Annotated in this window: 15 protein-coding genes and 2 pseudogenes; 9 read left to right on the top strand and 8 right to left on the bottom strand. The window is 41.9% G+C overall.

Annotation, left to right across the window (positions count from 1 at the left end; translation table 11 throughout):
- Positions 1 to 51 precede the first annotated feature (51 nt).
- From ACM2FC_RS19460 to ACM2FC_RS19435, 6 genes are all read left to right on the top strand, one after another.
- Positions 52 to 240, top strand: a complete 189-nt coding sequence (locus ACM2FC_RS19460) for a hypothetical protein (protein ID WP_498482688.1) — start codon at positions 52 to 54, stop codon at positions 238 to 240.
- Positions 241 to 349: 109 nt separating this feature from the next.
- The gene (locus ACM2FC_RS19455) at positions 350 to 493 is read left to right on the top strand and encodes a hypothetical protein (RefSeq protein ID WP_498482687.1); all 144 of its coding nucleotides are present in this window, start codon (positions 350 to 352) and stop codon (positions 491 to 493) included.
- 233 nt (positions 494 to 726) lie between these two features.
- Positions 727 to 2,406 carry an FAD-dependent oxidoreductase gene (locus ACM2FC_RS19450; RefSeq protein ID WP_498482686.1) on the top strand — a complete coding sequence of 560 codons (1,680 nt, stop codon included), beginning with the start codon at positions 727 to 729 and terminating at the stop codon, positions 2,404 to 2,406.
- Between the two features lie 10 nt (positions 2,407 to 2,416).
- Entirely contained in the window at positions 2,417 to 4,117 is a 1,701-nt protein-coding gene (locus ACM2FC_RS19445; RefSeq protein WP_498482685.1) for an FAD-binding protein, read from the top strand.
- A gap of 100 nt (positions 4,118 to 4,217) precedes the next feature.
- Positions 4,218 to 5,549: an MFS transporter gene (locus ACM2FC_RS19440; protein ID WP_498482683.1), complete on the top strand. Its 1,332-nt coding sequence runs from the start codon at positions 4,218 to 4,220 to the stop codon at positions 5,547 to 5,549.
- A gap of 365 nt (positions 5,550 to 5,914) precedes the next feature.
- Positions 5,915 to 6,040 (top strand): transposase, encoded by a 126-nt coding sequence (locus ACM2FC_RS19435; RefSeq protein ID WP_498482682.1) that lies wholly within the window; start codon positions 5,915 to 5,917, stop codon positions 6,038 to 6,040.
- Between the two features lie 142 nt (positions 6,041 to 6,182).
- Here the strand turns inward: ACM2FC_RS19435 and ACM2FC_RS19430 are convergent.
- The 5 genes and pseudogenes from ACM2FC_RS19430 to ACM2FC_RS19410 form a co-directional block, all read right to left on the bottom strand.
- Positions 6,183 to 6,815, bottom strand: a pseudogene (locus tag ACM2FC_RS19430) (ISNCY family transposase); the annotation flags it as partial.
- Between the two features lie 273 nt (positions 6,816 to 7,088).
- A complete protein-coding gene (locus tag ACM2FC_RS19425) occupies positions 7,089 to 7,451 on the bottom strand; it encodes a hypothetical protein (RefSeq protein ID WP_498482681.1) in 363 nt (120 codons plus the stop codon).
- A 217-nt stretch (positions 7,452 to 7,668) separates the two neighbouring features.
- Entirely contained in the window at positions 7,669 to 8,019 is a 351-nt protein-coding gene (locus ACM2FC_RS19420; protein ID WP_498482680.1) for a hypothetical protein, read from the bottom strand.
- 189 nt (positions 8,020 to 8,208) lie between these two features.
- Complete coding sequence (locus tag ACM2FC_RS19415) at positions 8,209 to 8,586, bottom strand: hypothetical protein (RefSeq protein ID WP_498482679.1); 378 nt, start codon at positions 8,584 to 8,586, stop codon at positions 8,209 to 8,211.
- Positions 8,587 to 8,685: 99 nt separating this feature from the next.
- On the bottom strand, positions 8,686 to 8,814 hold the full coding sequence (locus ACM2FC_RS19410) for a hypothetical protein (RefSeq protein ID WP_498482678.1): 129 nt from the start codon (positions 8,812 to 8,814) through the stop codon (positions 8,686 to 8,688).
- Between the two features lie 263 nt (positions 8,815 to 9,077).
- Here ACM2FC_RS19410 and ACM2FC_RS19405 point away from each other — a divergent pair, with 263 nt between their 5' ends.
- Positions 9,078 to 10,097 carry a prefoldin domain-containing protein gene (locus ACM2FC_RS19405; RefSeq protein WP_498482677.1) on the top strand — a complete coding sequence of 340 codons (1,020 nt, stop codon included), beginning with the start codon at positions 9,078 to 9,080 and terminating at the stop codon, positions 10,095 to 10,097.
- A gap of 739 nt (positions 10,098 to 10,836) precedes the next feature.
- Positions 10,837 to 11,355, top strand: coding sequence for a hypothetical protein (locus ACM2FC_RS19400; RefSeq protein ID WP_498482676.1), 519 nt, complete (start codon positions 10,837 to 10,839; stop codon positions 11,353 to 11,355).
- Between the two features lie 62 nt (positions 11,356 to 11,417).
- On the opposite strand, the gene ACM2FC_RS19395 is transcribed toward ACM2FC_RS19400, so the two are convergent.
- A complete protein-coding gene (locus ACM2FC_RS19395; protein WP_498482675.1) occupies positions 11,418 to 12,671 on the bottom strand; it encodes a Y-family DNA polymerase in 1,254 nt (417 codons plus the stop codon).
- Between the two features lie 4 nt (positions 12,672 to 12,675).
- Positions 12,676 to 13,077, bottom strand: a complete 402-nt coding sequence (locus ACM2FC_RS19390; protein ID WP_498482674.1) for a LexA family protein — start codon at positions 13,075 to 13,077, stop codon at positions 12,676 to 12,678.
- A gap of 173 nt (positions 13,078 to 13,250) precedes the next feature.
- Between ACM2FC_RS19390 and hbs the strand changes: the two are divergent.
- Positions 13,251 to 13,526: pseudogene (gene hbs / locus ACM2FC_RS19385) on the top strand (non-specific DNA-binding protein Hbs); the annotation flags it as partial.
- A 1,000-nt stretch (positions 13,527 to 14,526) separates the two neighbouring features.
- On the opposite strand, the gene ACM2FC_RS19380 reads toward hbs, so the two are convergent.
- Positions 14,527 to 14,814: a hypothetical protein gene (locus ACM2FC_RS19380; protein WP_498482673.1), complete on the bottom strand. Its 288-nt coding sequence runs from the start codon at positions 14,812 to 14,814 to the stop codon at positions 14,527 to 14,529.
- Between the last annotated feature and the right edge of the window lie 105 nt (positions 14,815 to 14,919).

Genomic DNA, 14,919 nt, shown 5'->3' with positions numbered 1-14,919 from the left:
CACAAAGTTAATTTTGCCTAAGTATGATAAATAGAAAAGAAGGCGAGCAAAATGAAGCCGACTCAATATGGTCGAGTTTTGCATGACCTTAACACTGAACTCATTTGTGCCAACAGCTCTACTTTATCGAAGATTTTAATCGACGTTTCGCTAAGGCTCCCAACTACCCTAAAAATTTTCATCGGCCTATTAGGGGAACGACCGATGAACTGGACGATATTTTCTTTTGGTAGGAAATAAGAGATCTGTCTAACTCCGCGACTTTTCAATATGATAAAGTGCTTTACCTTGTTGAACCTACGAAAGAAAACTCACGACTCGTTCATGAAAAAGTGAACAAAGGGATAACATGCGTGCCGCTCATACGTCGAATGACGATATCGCTCAAACGGCATCAAATGCGAAAATGAAAAAAGTCATATTAACGCACTTACCACCAATGGAATTAGATGTAAGTGCTACAGTAGGAGCATTACGTAAAGCTGTTTATTAAGGGGAAATTATTATTGAACCGGTGGTCGCTACGCCGTTTAATTAATTATCAAAGACACAGTTGTTTTTTTTGGACTAGTATAAAAATCAAAAATATAAACGAAGTTTAGATAACCATTAATTAATAGATTAACAGATTAATAGATTAACAGATTAATAGAGACACTCACTATTTATTCTGAGTGCGGCTTCGCTCATCTCAAATTTAACAATGTAATATAAAAAGAGGAAATTATGGCGGTTAGATCCATTGATAACCAGAAGTGTATTGGTTGTGGAACATGTGTTGTTTCCTGTCCGATGGATGTATTCCGTCTAGACACGGAAGCAGAAATTAGGCTACGACACTCGCCATGCACAGAAGTGTGCCCGCTGGGCTTAAGTCAGCGTGAATATCATCACCTGTTGCGAGATGGTGCAGTGGATGAAGCCAGCGTTAAGCTCTATGAAAACCACCCAATGCCATCAATAACGGGCCGAATCTGTCCTCATCCTTGTGAAAATGCTTGTACTCGTAGCCAAGTTGATGAAGCGATTAATATTAATGGGTTAGAGCAGTTTCTTGGCGACCATCGATTTACTCTAGATAAAGACTTTACTCCTGAACACGCTATCACAGGGGATAAAGTCGCTGTGATTGGTTCCGGTCCAGCAGGGTTAGGTGCTGCATTTTATCTGAATAAAAAAGGTTATCGCGTGACCGTTTTTGAAAAAGAGTCGCGTCCAGGTGGCCTACTGCGCTACGGCATTCCTGCATTTCGTTTATCTGACCGTGTTGTTGAGCAACAAATCACTGCTTACCAGCAGATGGGCATTAACTTTGTCTGCAATACACAGTTTGGCCAAGATGTGTCTATAGAGTCATTAAAAGAAGAAGGTTTTAAAGCATTTGTTGCGGCAATGGGGGCCTCTAAGCCATTAATGTTGAATATTCCAGGTAGTGAGGCTCAAGGGGTTATTTCTGCAATGAGCTTCCTTTCTATCTCTCGAAAACAAGATGCTCAAGATGTAGCAAAAAATGTCACTGTAATTGGTGGAGGAAGTGTTGCATTGGATGCTGCTCGAACCGCAATTCGCCATGGTGCTGAAGAGGTGAATGTGATCTGTTTAGAGACTTTAGAAGTAGGTCAAAGAGATAGCATGTTAGCGCTAGAGTCTGAGATTGAAAAAGCGATTGAAGAGGGTGTAACCATCCACCCTCGTCTATCGGTCAATGAAATTAAACTTGAGCAAGGCAAGATCGCCGCTGTTACGTGTGTTGAGTGCTTTAGCGTTCGCGATAAGCTCGGGCGCTTTAACCCTCAATACGGCAGTGAAGTAATTCAAAATATCAGCACTGATATGGTGATCATTGCAATCGGCCAAACAGTAGATAAATCAGTGGTGCCACGAGAGTTTGCAACTAACGAGCGTGGTTATATTCAAACCAGTAATCATACTTTACATGTGGCTGATGAGATGTTTGCTGCGGGCGATGCTGTCACTGGACCATCAACCGTGGTTGCAGCACTAGCATCAGGTAAACGTGCGGCGCAAACTGTTGACTCCTATATACGTGGAGAAATTCAAGCCATTGATGAGAACCGGCAATCTGAGCAACAAAAAGTGCTTCCAGAGGGGAATAACATTTATCAGGCAGAGCGTCAGCAGCGTAATAATATCGTAGCAGATGAGCGATTGGATAATTTTGCCGAGTCTTTGATCGCATTTGATAAAGCAACCGCACAAAAAGAGGCGGAGCGCTGCCTAACTTGCGGTAGTCGGGCACGTATTGCTTATATGGATGACTGTCAGGTATGTCGCCTGTGTCAGCACTACTGCCCAACAGGAGCAATTGAGATCACCGATGGTGCGGTTATGAGCTCATTGCATAACTTTGATGTAGTGAAATTAGGCGAAGCGATCAGTGATTAAGGAAGAAACAATGGATACGAATGAACTACAACCACTCAATAAAATAGAAACTGACATATTAGTCATTGGCGGTGGTTTTGCCGGCTGCTTCGCCTCAATTAAAGCGGCCGAGAACGGTGCTAAAGTTGTGATGGCCGTAAAAGGACGTACTGGCCGTTCTGGCTTAACCCCCTGGGCAAACTCATGGTTTGTATTTCACGACACCCAAGGCATTACTCGCGAACAATACCTGCAGCAGTTTAAGCTCTCGGGTGAGTATCTGAATAATATTGATTACTCTGAAATCTTAATGGATGAATCTTGGGAGCGTTTCCAAGAGTTGGTCGAGTGGGGCACACCAACGGGGCGTCAATACTACTACCAACCAGGTTCAGTCTCACGCTCTATTGAGTATGCCGGTGCAGGTGATCCTATGCGTAAGCACGTGATTGAGGTTGGAGTTGAGATGCTTGAGCGCGTGATGATCACCAGTCTAATTAAACAAGATGAGAAAGTTGTGGGGGCTATTGGTTTTCATATGGCAACGGGGAAGCCTTATGTCATCCTTGCTAAAGCCACAATTATGTGTGCAGGCCCAGCCTCCTTTAAACCTTTAGGTATGGGCTACCCGTGTAGCTCAACGACCGCTGATGGGGACGCAATGGCTTACCGTGTCGGTGCTGAAATTTCAGGTAAAGAGTTTAATGATGCTCACCCATCAAATGCCTTCAATCCATTGGATGAGAAAACAGTAAATAGCGCCTCAGGGGATGGAAACCATAAAGGGACGGTTCTTAAATTAGGTGGTGGTCCACCCAGTGCACCGGGACCTGCTGAGGTGATAGACGGTGCAGCGATGGGTCTGCGTATTGATAAAGCACTGGGCTTTAACCAAGGGGGTAATCCAATTGCATCGGAGTTCTGTAAAGGTCCGGGTGGTGATGCCGTTGGTAAAAGCAGTAAAGATGGTGATTATGTTGGCTTCTCCACACCAGGCATGTCAAACCATAAAGGGGAGGGGGTATTCCCACAAGACCTTAATGGCGCATCTAACGTTGAAGGCTTATGGGCGGCTGGCGATGGCTTATGCTCAATGCAAAATGGCGCAGGCTATGCCGGTTTTGGTTCATCGTCTGCGGGCTCTTCGGTACAGGGTGCTCGCTCAGGCGTTGCGGCTGCAGAATATATCAAAACTCAGATCGCACCTAAGGTGAGTGATGAGGTACTGGAGCGATATAAAGCAGAAATGTTTGAGCCATTGACTCGCAAGCAAGGTTTCTCGCCAGCATGGATCACGCGCATGTTGCAAAATACCATGTTCCCATACTTCGTAATGTATGTGAAAGAAGAGAGCAGAATGCAGAATGCTTTGGACCAGATCAGATATTTACAACAGAAGTTTGGTTCAGCAATTAAGGTACGCAACTTCCATGATCTTCGCTCCGCCCATGAAACAAGGAATATGTTACTAAATGCAGAGATGAAGATGCGAGCAGGCTTGGCACGTAAAGAGAGCCGAGGTACTCATTTCCGAGAAGATTACCCGTATCGTGATGATGCTAACTTTTTATGCTGGATAAAGTTGGTTAACAAAGGCGGTGAAATGACGGTGGTTGAGCATCCAATTCCAGAAAGGTGGCATCCAGAGCCAGAGCTCTCTTACCGAGATAAATATCATTATGTTTTTCCAGAAGAGGATGCTAAACGCGCTGAAGCAGGGATCCTAGATTAATAAGCAAGCCAAGTTTGATCGGTTAGGCCTAACGTAGTGCATTTAAGCTTGACCAATGCCGAAGATTTCTATTACTAACGTGAAAATCTGAGAGATAACTATGGAAAAAATAATACAGAAGGGCTTTAAGACGGATGCTCTCGCTGTGGTTATTTATGTGTTCGTTACTATGTACGTACAATTGACTATTGGTGGGCCTGATAGCATGAACATTCTCATGCCAGCTTTAATTGAAAAGTTTGGCATGTCTCCTTGTGAGGTTATGGGTTCGATTTCAGCTGTGCGTTTATTTGGCGTATTAGGTGGTATTGTCGCTGGCTGGGCAATCATGAAAAAAGGTTACAAAAATGTCGGTGTTCCATCATTGATCATTTGTGGCTTATGTATGTCCTTGCAAGGCAAGGTTGACTCATGGGTTGGGATTATGGTGATTCAAACGGTATTTACGGTGTTAACACCTGTACTGATGATGATCCAAGGTGGTCTGATTGCTAATTGGTTCATACGCTACAAGGGTATTATCTTTGGCATTGTGACAATAGCAGCCCCTTTAAGTACGGCGACCTACACACCGATTGGTATGAAGATCTCTCAGCAGGTTGGGTATGAAAATTTTTACTTTGGTCTTGGGATGTTCATCGTATGTTGGGGTGTACTTGGTTTATGGGCAATGAAAGAAAAACCGGAGGATTATGGCTATGATCCCGATGGTATTCCATTTACAGCCGAAGAACGCATAGAGCTTGAGACAGCCAGAGAAGCTGAGAAAAATTTCAAAACAGCTTGGTCAATTTGTCAGCTTGTGCGTTGTAAAGAGTTCTGGTTTGTTGCTATCCCTTGGGCATTAATTGGCGGATTAATGATGGCAGGTATTATGAGCCAAGTGATACCCATTTTAATGGGTTCAGGTGTACCATTCAACAATGCCTTATTCTTAATGTCTGCAATGGCGCTTGGTGGCATGCCTCTGAGTTATGTCTGGGGTTGGTTGGATGACAAAATCGGTACGCCGAAGGCTAATGCAGTGTTCTCATTTACCTATGTACTTGGTGCCGCTGGCTTTGCATTTGGTAGTGCTGAAAATATTGGCCTTATTTATATGGCGTTATTCTGTATCTCTTTAGGTATCGGAGGTATGCCAAACCTTTTACCTTCATTGATTGCCTGGGTGTTTGGTCGCAATGAATTTGTTGTTATTTATAAGTGGGTATACGGTCTACAAATTATCGCAACCAGCGCAGGTATGGCATACCTAGCATTGATGAATGATATTACGGGCTCATACAGTGTTTCTTTTATGACCTTTATCCCATTAGCATTAATATGTACGGTGATGTTTTTATCTATCAAGAAGACTCATGATTCGGAGCGTATTGTTATTACAGGGAGCAGTAAACCTAAAGTGCAACTGTTCTCTCAGAATGCAAGTTAATCAATTAAACTCACTTGTACAATAGGTCCAAAATAAGGCTCATTTCACATGGAAGATGTCACGGTCAAGTAAAGTTGGAGGCTCCTTTAGGCACTTTTCCTTGGTTTTATTCTGTGGATACAGAAAACCACGGATTTACCCGTGGATGAATGCGTTCGGAGGCGGTACGCTGGCTAGATGGAACTCTACACATCAGCGCATAGTGTCTATTACCTCAAATATCATGTTGTTTGAGTGACTAATGCCGCCGTAGAATCCTGAACCCTCGAACGTGCAACTATCTCAGAAAGGTGATGCCGAAGCTACTTAGAAGTATGCCCGGCTTAGAGGTTGAGGCGATAGGCTTTGATGGTGACCACTGACACATGGTTATGCTTATCTCACCAAAGTACAGCGTATCGGATGTGATGGGAAGGTTGAAAAGCCAGTCGTCGCACCACATGCGTAAGACTTTCAGCTGGTTACGAAAGGTCTACTGGAAAGAAACATAGTTTGGTCGCCGGGTTACTTCGTAATAAGTAGCGTAGGTATAAATGAAGATGTTATTAAAAACTACGTACGTCATCAGGGCGAAAAGGATTCAGGTCAACTCTGAATGGAGTTATAACAGTAAGTACCCCGGGGAATCTACTTACTCACATGAAAAATAGCATGACGATCGCTATAAAACGCTGTAGGTTTTCCATGTTGCTCTATGTATTCTCGAGTCGCTATCATGTAGTCGAAAGCAGACTCAGTCTCACTAAATCTTAGGTTCATGAGCTTGCTCGTCGCACCATCAACAAAGACTAACAGACAACACTTTGGGCTTCGACCTTTAAACCAATCATGATGTGAGCCGTCAATCTGAACGAGCTCACCAAGACAATCTCGGCGGTGCCTAGGCTGATAGACTCTTGGCTTACGCTGTGAATGTGGAACCCACAAACCATCAGCAATCATCCAAAGGCGAAGTGTCTCAACGGATACCGTTAAATTATGCTCCTCAAAAAGTTTTTCATGAGCAAATGTTGGCGAAAAATCATGATAGTGTTTACGGACGACACGTAAAACTTCTTCGCGTAACTCAGTTGGATAGCAATTATTGCTAGGCTTGCCACGAGCGCCATGAGGCAGACTGGAAATGCCATGAGATTTTAACTTACTCAACAATCGACGAACTTGTCTTGTGGTGAGTTGTAGTCGCTTAGCGGCATCGACTTGGCGTAACCGACGTTCAATTACATCCTGCAAAATCTTATAGCGGTTTATATCTTGGTCACTCATGGTAATCAGCATCCGGTTGTCGTCCTTTATGTGATGGAATAGATCAAGCATAAGAGGACATTTTAAAATTGCTCAAACCGGACATTACTACTTTGGGCCTACAACTATGGTGCGCATTAATATATTTATGTTAAATTAAATTCTATTGCCACTTAGTACATCTGCATTCTAAATGATAACTGCCCCGAAGCTCGTTATCAGTTTAGCTCGGACGAGTTACCCGAGCTAAAATTTGCCTTAGAAAACCTTATCAAAAAGGCTAAGCTACTTTGCTTAAGAAGGCTGAGTAACGACTTGTGTCAATGTTTCTAACGTTGAGTAAACATTACAATATCCGGAACCCACTGTATAAACAGATCTACCTGCCATTTGAGAACCTAGCAAAGCACTATAAAACGCCTTTCCAGTATTTGAATCACCATCAAATGCAAATGTATAGTTTGTGTTTGTCGAACATGTTGGCTTGGAAGCCTGATTTGTCCCATTCATTTTTACGAAGATTACTGTCGTCCCATTAATGTTCATGACAGACAAACTTTGAACGGTGCTTGTATAACGGCTACTCGCAAAGGTGGAAGAGCTAAAAGCAAGTAAAACCATACATATTAAAGGGGTAAGGATTGTTCGAAAGGTCATAGTAAGCCCTGTGGTCTAAAGAATTATTGGCGCACACTCTAGCTGCATGCAACTAGCTATTCAACATATGTATGAGATGAAATTTTGACGTAGGGACTAACGCAAAGTTGCCCCAAACCTTCGCAGTCCTTGGTTGCGAAAGGACTGCTGACTAGTAAGGTTCACCCTAATAAAATTCATAGAACTAGAGCTTTAATTTTCTCTGTATTAAAGATATTTAGTTCCATTCTCCGACTCGAGTAACTTGGGCTGGATCACCGCTTGTCGGTGGCGTTGGAGCACTAACCATAATATACAGAGGCTCATGTTGGGCCATTTTCATTAGCATCGTTGACCATAAAGTTTGACCAGCAGGTGTACTTGTATCGAGATAAAATGCATAGCAACATCCCGTCACAGCTGCATTGAAATCGTTAAGGTTACGCAACCAAACTTTTCCTACACTATCTGCTTGATACTGAAGTTTGCTCATGTCATTTACATATACGTAAGTGGATGTGTCTGCGGCAAATACACTAGTGCTAAAAGTAGTTATAGCAATCAGCGCCAAGAATAAAATACGTTTCATAGAAGGTCTCATTAGCAAATTTATCAAACGCGCACACTCTAAATGCGCTCACTATATTGTTCAAGGTATGAATGAGATGAAATTTTAATGATGGGGCTAACAAGGTGCTGCCCCGAAGCCATTTACAGTAGTAGCTCGACGTTTTGCTGAGCTACTACTTAGCCTTAAATAAACTTATTCGAGATAGAACTAGCTACTCACTAAGCGGATCAAGTCAGTTACATCGAATCCAGCGCACGTACCGTTAGTTTCCACGACAACCTTGCTCTTCTGCGCAAACGCTGCTAACGCAGCACTGTACATCCCCTGACCTCCAGGAGTAGCTGTGTCCCAAATTAACCAGCCACTTTGGGGACATCCGCTTTTAGAGCTCCAACCACCGCAGGGTTGAATGATGGCTGAAGAACTCGATGAATACATTTCTATACTACATATAGTAATAGTGGCTTGAGTTTGAGAAGAATTTACATTGGGAGTCTCAAGGTTTTTTGTTTGAGCTAAAGAACCAGTGCTAAAACATAGTGCAGCTAAGCTAGCTATGAATGTTAATACTGAATGAACTTTCATTTGTGATCCAAGGTAGTTTGTTGATAGTCAGAGCGCGGACTTTAATCGTGTACACCCTATTGTTCAAGCGGTGAATGATGTGAATTTCTGATGTAGGGGCTAACTCAATGTTGCCCCATTCCAAGCTTGCGCAACAGAACACTGATAATCCCCGCCCCAAAATAGCCCGACTTTTACTAATGGCAGACTGTGCTGCACCGATGCGCGGAATCTCCCATTTTCGTTCATGGGAGCTGTATCAAACAGATTTTAGCGTCAGAATGGTTATGCAATACGATGAAAAAGCCCCAACTAGATCGAACCGAATAGGGGGGCTTCGGGCACTATCTTTCCTTCGGATAACTTTTGGTGTCGCATAACAACGAGCTTGATAGGGTGCCATTCATGAACGGGAATGGCTACTATGTGAATTGTGACATTCAGACACGTAGAGTGCCTTTTTTCAATAAGTTATGATTATGCGCTTAGTTTTATACCGTGGGAGCTGTAATTTGGAAAAGTTTACTTCTAAGTTAGTTATTTTCTTCGTACTAGCGATTGTGTTCATTATGGGGGTGATCTTCCCGTATCGAAGTGTTTTTGACGGAAGCCTTTCCACTGTTCCATCTGACTGGGGAGCGTTTGGTAGTTACCTGTCAGGGACATTGGGACCTATTTTTAGCTTTCTCAGTATCTTGGCAGTGGTTTTCGTAGCAGATCATCAAATTAAAAGCTCAAAGAGTGATCTCGAAAATGAGCTAGAAGAATCTAGAAATCAGCTAGAAACTCAGATCCAGGAGCAAAGGAGGCAAGATCACATTAGAAGCCTTGAGTTAAGAGTTCAGTCGATTCTTGATTTGTTAGTAAAAATTCAATTGGAAACAAGAGCACCTTATCATCTACTACCCGATTACATTGAGCTACTTGGCGGAAAGGACAAAATCATAGTTGAAGAGAGAAACAAACATTTTGTTTTTATTGATAAACTTACTAACGTCCGTACATATCTTCCACATGGAACTATTTTCAGTATCTATAATGGTTTTGAAACAGAATTTGGTGTAGATGCAGCACAAAGAATACTGATTGATGAAGATAGGTGCAGCTTCTTATCTAAGTATCGCTCATATGCTGAAACAGGAAATCACCTACTTATAATGATGCAGCAACTGTTGGATGAGGATTATGACTTGAGGTTAGTTCGGCATATGTTATCCCAGCCATTTAACGCATTTGAGTTCTTGTATCAAAAAGGCCTTTTTTCTCAAGTTAATATGAATATGATAAGAACAATCATGTCTTGGCCTGTAGAGCAGCTTGCTACCTTCAAGTTAGGCCCATACCAGGAAACGATTGTATCTATCTTCAACAAAACTTATGGGAAAGAATTGACAGTAGATGACTTTGACTTTGCTGTTATGGCGGAGATTGATGAGCTCAACAAAATTAATGTTTATAAGTTTAAAGATAAAGCGAATAATAACGAGTATAGGTACTCTACAGTACATGGTATAAGTAAAGTCGAGATATAGAATTAGGAGCTTTACTCTAAAACAGAGTCGCTACCAGACCAGTAATGGTATCTCAGCTAGATTTTATATCTTCTTACTTAGAATAGTTATGTGGATGCACCATTAGGTTTGAAATTTAAAATGTGAACGATTCTGTCCATTCTCTTCCATCTCATGCTCTGCGAACTGCGGAGCATGATCGTGTTTTGGGATACCAGAAGTTGTCCGAAGGGTAGATTTCGTCCGAAGCGGCTAAGAAGGTTCTGTCCAAAACCGTGCTAGAAAAGCTGCATTTTGCTTTGTGATCACCAAGCAATTCTGTCGTATTTTTCGACGCTAAAAAGCTCCAATGTAGTTCTTAAATAAAGTGGGTCCAAGCTTCTTGTTCTTGGGTCCATTCTTACAAAGCGTGGGTCCAAATGCGCTGTTCGTGGGTCGAACCCTAGATTAATTCTTATTTATTGTGGGCCCAAAACTCGGATGTAATCGGGTCCGAGTAGTTTTGTTTGTGGGCGGCTACAGCTATCTTGGTGACCCAGAATTCGGGCTTCTAACAACTTATGCACTGAACCTGTGGATTAAAGAGAGAAGAGCACTTAGCAAGGCTGCTTGGCGGTTCTCCTCGCCCTTTTTTGCACTCTAATGTTCTGAACTTTCGCGATCTTTTGTTGAGCAGTAAATTTTACTCACTAAGGTGTACAATATGCACTTAGTTGATATATTGAGGGTAAAATAATATCTATTTGCAGGGTAAATTGACGTGTCTAGTACAATTTGCGAACAGTTAATTGCTGCTGGCATCATTGTCCCAGCAAAACATCGAAAACAAAACTTCGAAGTAAGCAAAAAAAACAAAAAGCCAAAACAATCGAAATCCTCGAACACTAATCACTTAAAAACCGATGGGAAGCAAGCCAACAGGCCACCCAAGAAGCCGCGTTCAAAAGGAAAATTGAGTAAAGTTGATAGAGCAATATTGCAAGCTTCAAGTCTCGGTAGACGAAATCATGATAAGCTATTGAAACCTGAACGAATTCAGCTATTTGTTAGGAGAGGAACAACAGTTAAAGGAAAAGCTTTATGTGATACGTGTGGGTGTCAGCATGGGATTCTTACAAGGTATAGTAATACCAGTGTAGGACCAGTTGTTTTGTGTACTGTATGTAAAGTTAAAGCGTTTGAGGCCAATTACGGGCATGCAGATGCAATGCCTTTAAAAGTAGATCATGCCCAACGCTCAGAGGAACAAGTAAAAAACTCTTCAACAATCCTCTATTGAATAAACAGTTGTTGGAACCCGTCGCTCAAACGAGCTACAAGCATGGCTTCAACGCAAAGCATTTAGCAATGTATTTTCGGTAACTGCTTCCAACAAGTTGTGTAAGCTGGACTGAGAAAACTTCTCTTCATATACCACTCTTGTTTAATGCCCTGATTGGCCAAAAAAAGCGTATTTTTTCCGTAAAAGTTGTTCAGTTTGTCCATGGTATTCATTAGCGTCTGGTTACTTTGGTCCTCGTGAAAAAGTGACATCTGGTACTGTTCTGATGACACTAGCTCTATCAATCCTACGCCCACCTTTTTGTATGAAATGTCTTCTCTATACAGATAGCTGACCACTTCTCGTATCGCTTTGCAGATTACGATTGTATCGTTAGTTGGCTCTACAAAAGTATGAGTGCCTTTAATACCCTGAGCAGTACGCTTAAAATCATTATTGTTTGCGAAGATATAAACCGTCTTAACAAGACTGCTTTGACTGCGTAATTTTTTGGCGGCGATGCTGGCATGCATACTGAGCGATTCGATTAGCTCATCCAATGACACAATTGGTTTTCCCATAGTTCTCGTCGAAAAGATTTGTTTCTTATCTGCTCTTACCTCGTCCCAATGCTGGCAAGGTACACCATTGAGCTCTCTGACGGTTCGTTCAAGTTCAACACTCCATGTGGTCCTTGCTTGGGTAGGCTGAAGTTTAGACAGCTCAAGAGCGGTAGTGATATCAATAAATGAAAGCCTTTTTTCTAGCCTTCGACCGATCCCCCAAACCTCGCCAACGGGTTGATTTAGGCAATGATGCCGAGCTTGCTCACTGTCAATGACGAACACGCCTGAGTCATCAATGGTTTTGTTCTTCGCAGTTCGGTTGGCCAGTTTCGCGAGGGTGAGAGTTGGCCCTACACCAATACACACCGGCAGACGCGTTTCTCGCCAAACGGCCTGTCGTATTTGTTTGCAATACTCTTTCATGTTGGCAATCAAACGAGATTGCCGCCGTAAGTCTAAAAAGGCTTCATCTATCGAATAGATATGACCGTCTCCAAAACGGAAAATAGTGGTCATCATTCTTTCACTTAAATCAGCGTACAGGGTGTAGTTCGAACTGAACACAGACATGCCCTGCTCTTCGATTAACGACTTTTGTTGAAAATAAGGCTTAAACTTCTTAATCCCTGCAGCAATAGCTGGCTTAGAAGCTGCAGCAACGCAGCCATCATTGTTGGTCAATACGACTACTTTCTGGCCTCTTAATTCAGGGCGGAAGACTGTTTCTGCGCTGGCATAAAAAGAGTTGGCATCAATCAGTGCGAACATAGAATTAAGTCAAAATAGAAGCAGGTTTATGCAGTCGAATACTGCGAATAACAATGCCTTCAATCCAAAAAGCATCATCAGGCGAGACATAAATGGGTTCGATTCCCTCTTGTGACGACAGCAATAAACGCTGTTTCAAGTCGATCATTTTGCACATCATCGTGCCATTGAAACTCACCACCACAACATCCATGTGTTCTGGGATTGGGTGACGGTCAATCACCAACAAATCTTGGTCAAAAATCCCGACTCCTTCCATTGAGTCACCTTGAGCTCTGGCAAGAAATGTACTGCTTGGTCTCTCAATCAACGCGTCATCTAGGCTCAATTTTAAATCTGTGTAATCCGTTGCAGGACTTTCCCAAGAAGACAAACCGCACGAAGCTTGAGTTGGAATAACGATCATTTAACACCAAAAAAGCTGTATATATATACAGTATATGATAATCGGTATTTTGAGATTTGAGTAGGAGTTTTGCGATTTTTTGGCGACCTGTTCATGGCTAAGTAACCGGTTCGGCACTACGCTAGCTTTGAAGTGGCCAATAAAAGGCCACAAAACAAAAGCATAAGGAAGAACGAATGAATAAAGCAGATTTGGTCAAAGCGATAGCAAAAAACGCTGAATTGAGTCAAAAAAAAGCCGATGAGGCGCTGTCTTCTATACTTGAAGGCATTTCTCAGACCCTAGCAAGCGGTGACGAGGTGTCTTTTGTTGGATTTGGCACGTTCAAAGTCTCTGAGCGTGCGGCTAGGAAAGGACGCAACCCAAAAACGGGTGAAGAAATTCAAATAGCCGCGAGTAAAGTTCCTGCATTCAAAGCAGGTAAGGCGCTCAAAGAGGCGGTGAATTAAACTGAAGAGACAAAAAGAAACCCCTATAATTTTCGCTATAGGGGTAATTTCTTACTCGCAGCAATCCCGCTACTCATCGATGCTCCCTGCATCGAATCCTTGATAGTTCGGGTTTGAAGTCCAACGGAACAGAAAAGAACGATAATGAGTTTAAGTAACTGAATTGATTAGAATTAAATGGACTTTTACCCATTTAGGGAAAAAGTTCCATAGAATTGCGTAATATTCGGTTATATATGAACTTTTTCTGATATTTCTAGGTTCTGACATTCCTATCAGTATTAAAATTGTTGGCTACTCGAATAATCGTTCTTTTTGAGACATTAGGTAGCAGTACATCTTGTTGACTGTGCTACGCGTTTTCAAGTTTCGTACTCTGAGGTCTTTGTTGGCTTTTGTTTCGATTCCGTGCTCTTATTACTAGCAATGCTGATGATACTTACATTATTGTATCCATTATGTTTTTTATTTTCTTAAATCGAATATCTACTTCTTTTATAGAGTGATAAACATCCATAGCTTTCTTGGTATATATCAGTTCATTGTTGGAATGTTGGTACAAATTGAACTTTAGTTTTCTTTGTAAAGAATTTATCTCTGTTAGATCAGAATCTGGTATCTCATGAATACTGTCCTTACATTCAAAATGTCTTATAAAAGCATCAATCTCTTTAAATGTAATAGTGTTGAAGTTATCCATAGTGGTCCTTTAGTAGTATCAATCAAAATCTAAGCAGGATGCTATTTTTAGTAATATTGCTGATAATAGAAACTGGTTTATTAAAAACTAGTAGCATATCATTATGTATTGATTTATTGCAATTGATTCGCTTTTGTTATTTGTGTGTCTCACACAAAGACTGAAAGGATCCTGTAGCCCTCCCTGTTTTAGTGGTCCCCTTTTTGTCCCTAAGATTGTTTGATGGTGGTCTAACAATCACGAAAAATTCGCAAACTTAATTGTACTCAGACAGCCGTTCAGAAAATTAGACGTAAGCGATCACCAATATGCGCCGATAGAGGGGCAATGCGTTTTTGTTGGTAAACTCTCGTTGCTTTTAGAAGCTGGGAGCAGCTCATACGTATAGTGTTCCCCGCTACTATCGATGACTTTGAGATGTATGGATTCTAGGTAGCCCAGTTCTACGAGGCAGTATACGACTCGATGGAATTGAGCTTCATCCAATCCAGACAATTCCTTTACGTTGTTGAAATATGCGGTATGCTGATAGCGACATATCTCATTGACTGTGCTCAATACTTTTGATGCTGCTCTATTCAGTTTCATTGATAACCTTCCTAGAATTATTCGGAGTAATCGTCATACGAAAATGTCAGAATTAGCTGATATTAAGCACCAATCGTTAGTTTCTATCTATGTCCAATAGATGAA

This window comes from Vibrio sp. A37, from assembly GCF_059777565.1.
This window is presented reverse-complemented; position numbering and strand designations above follow the sequence as displayed.

What these genes read in the sequence shown, in the direction of transcription:
- ACM2FC_RS19460 (WP_498482688.1), top strand. Translation starts at nt 52, where the DNA reads ATGAAGCCGACTCAATATGGTCGAGTTTTGCATGACCTTAACACTGAA.
- ACM2FC_RS19455 (WP_498482687.1), top strand. Translation starts at nt 350, where the DNA reads ATGCGTGCCGCTCATACGTCGAATGACGATATCGCTCAAACGGCATCA.
- ACM2FC_RS19450 (WP_498482686.1), top strand. Translation starts at nt 727, where the DNA reads ATGGCGGTTAGATCCATTGATAACCAGAAGTGTATTGGTTGTGGAACA.
- ACM2FC_RS19445 (WP_498482685.1), top strand. Translation starts at nt 2,417, where the DNA reads ATGGATACGAATGAACTACAACCACTCAATAAAATAGAAACTGACATA.
- ACM2FC_RS19440 (WP_498482683.1), top strand. Translation starts at nt 4,218, where the DNA reads ATGGAAAAAATAATACAGAAGGGCTTTAAGACGGATGCTCTCGCTGTG.
- ACM2FC_RS19435 (WP_498482682.1), top strand. Translation starts at nt 5,915, where the DNA reads ATGGTTATGCTTATCTCACCAAAGTACAGCGTATCGGATGTGATGGGA.
- ACM2FC_RS19425 (WP_498482681.1), bottom strand. Translation starts at nt 7,451, where the DNA reads ATGACCTTTCGAACAATCCTTACCCCTTTAATATGTATGGTTTTACTT.
- ACM2FC_RS19420 (WP_498482680.1), bottom strand. Translation starts at nt 8,019, where the DNA reads ATGAAACGTATTTTATTCTTGGCGCTGATTGCTATAACTACTTTTAGC.
- ACM2FC_RS19415 (WP_498482679.1), bottom strand. Translation starts at nt 8,586, where the DNA reads ATGAAAGTTCATTCAGTATTAACATTCATAGCTAGCTTAGCTGCACTA.
- ACM2FC_RS19410 (WP_498482678.1), bottom strand. Translation starts at nt 8,814, where the DNA reads ATGAACGAAAATGGGAGATTCCGCGCATCGGTGCAGCACAGTCTGCCA.
- ACM2FC_RS19395 (WP_498482675.1), bottom strand. Translation starts at nt 12,671, where the DNA reads ATGTTCGCACTGATTGATGCCAACTCTTTTTATGCCAGCGCAGAAACA.
- ACM2FC_RS19390 (WP_498482674.1), bottom strand. Translation starts at nt 13,077, where the DNA reads ATGATCGTTATTCCAACTCAAGCTTCGTGCGGTTTGTCTTCTTGGGAA.
- ACM2FC_RS19380 (WP_498482673.1), bottom strand. Translation starts at nt 14,814, where the DNA reads ATGAAACTGAATAGAGCAGCATCAAAAGTATTGAGCACAGTCAATGAG.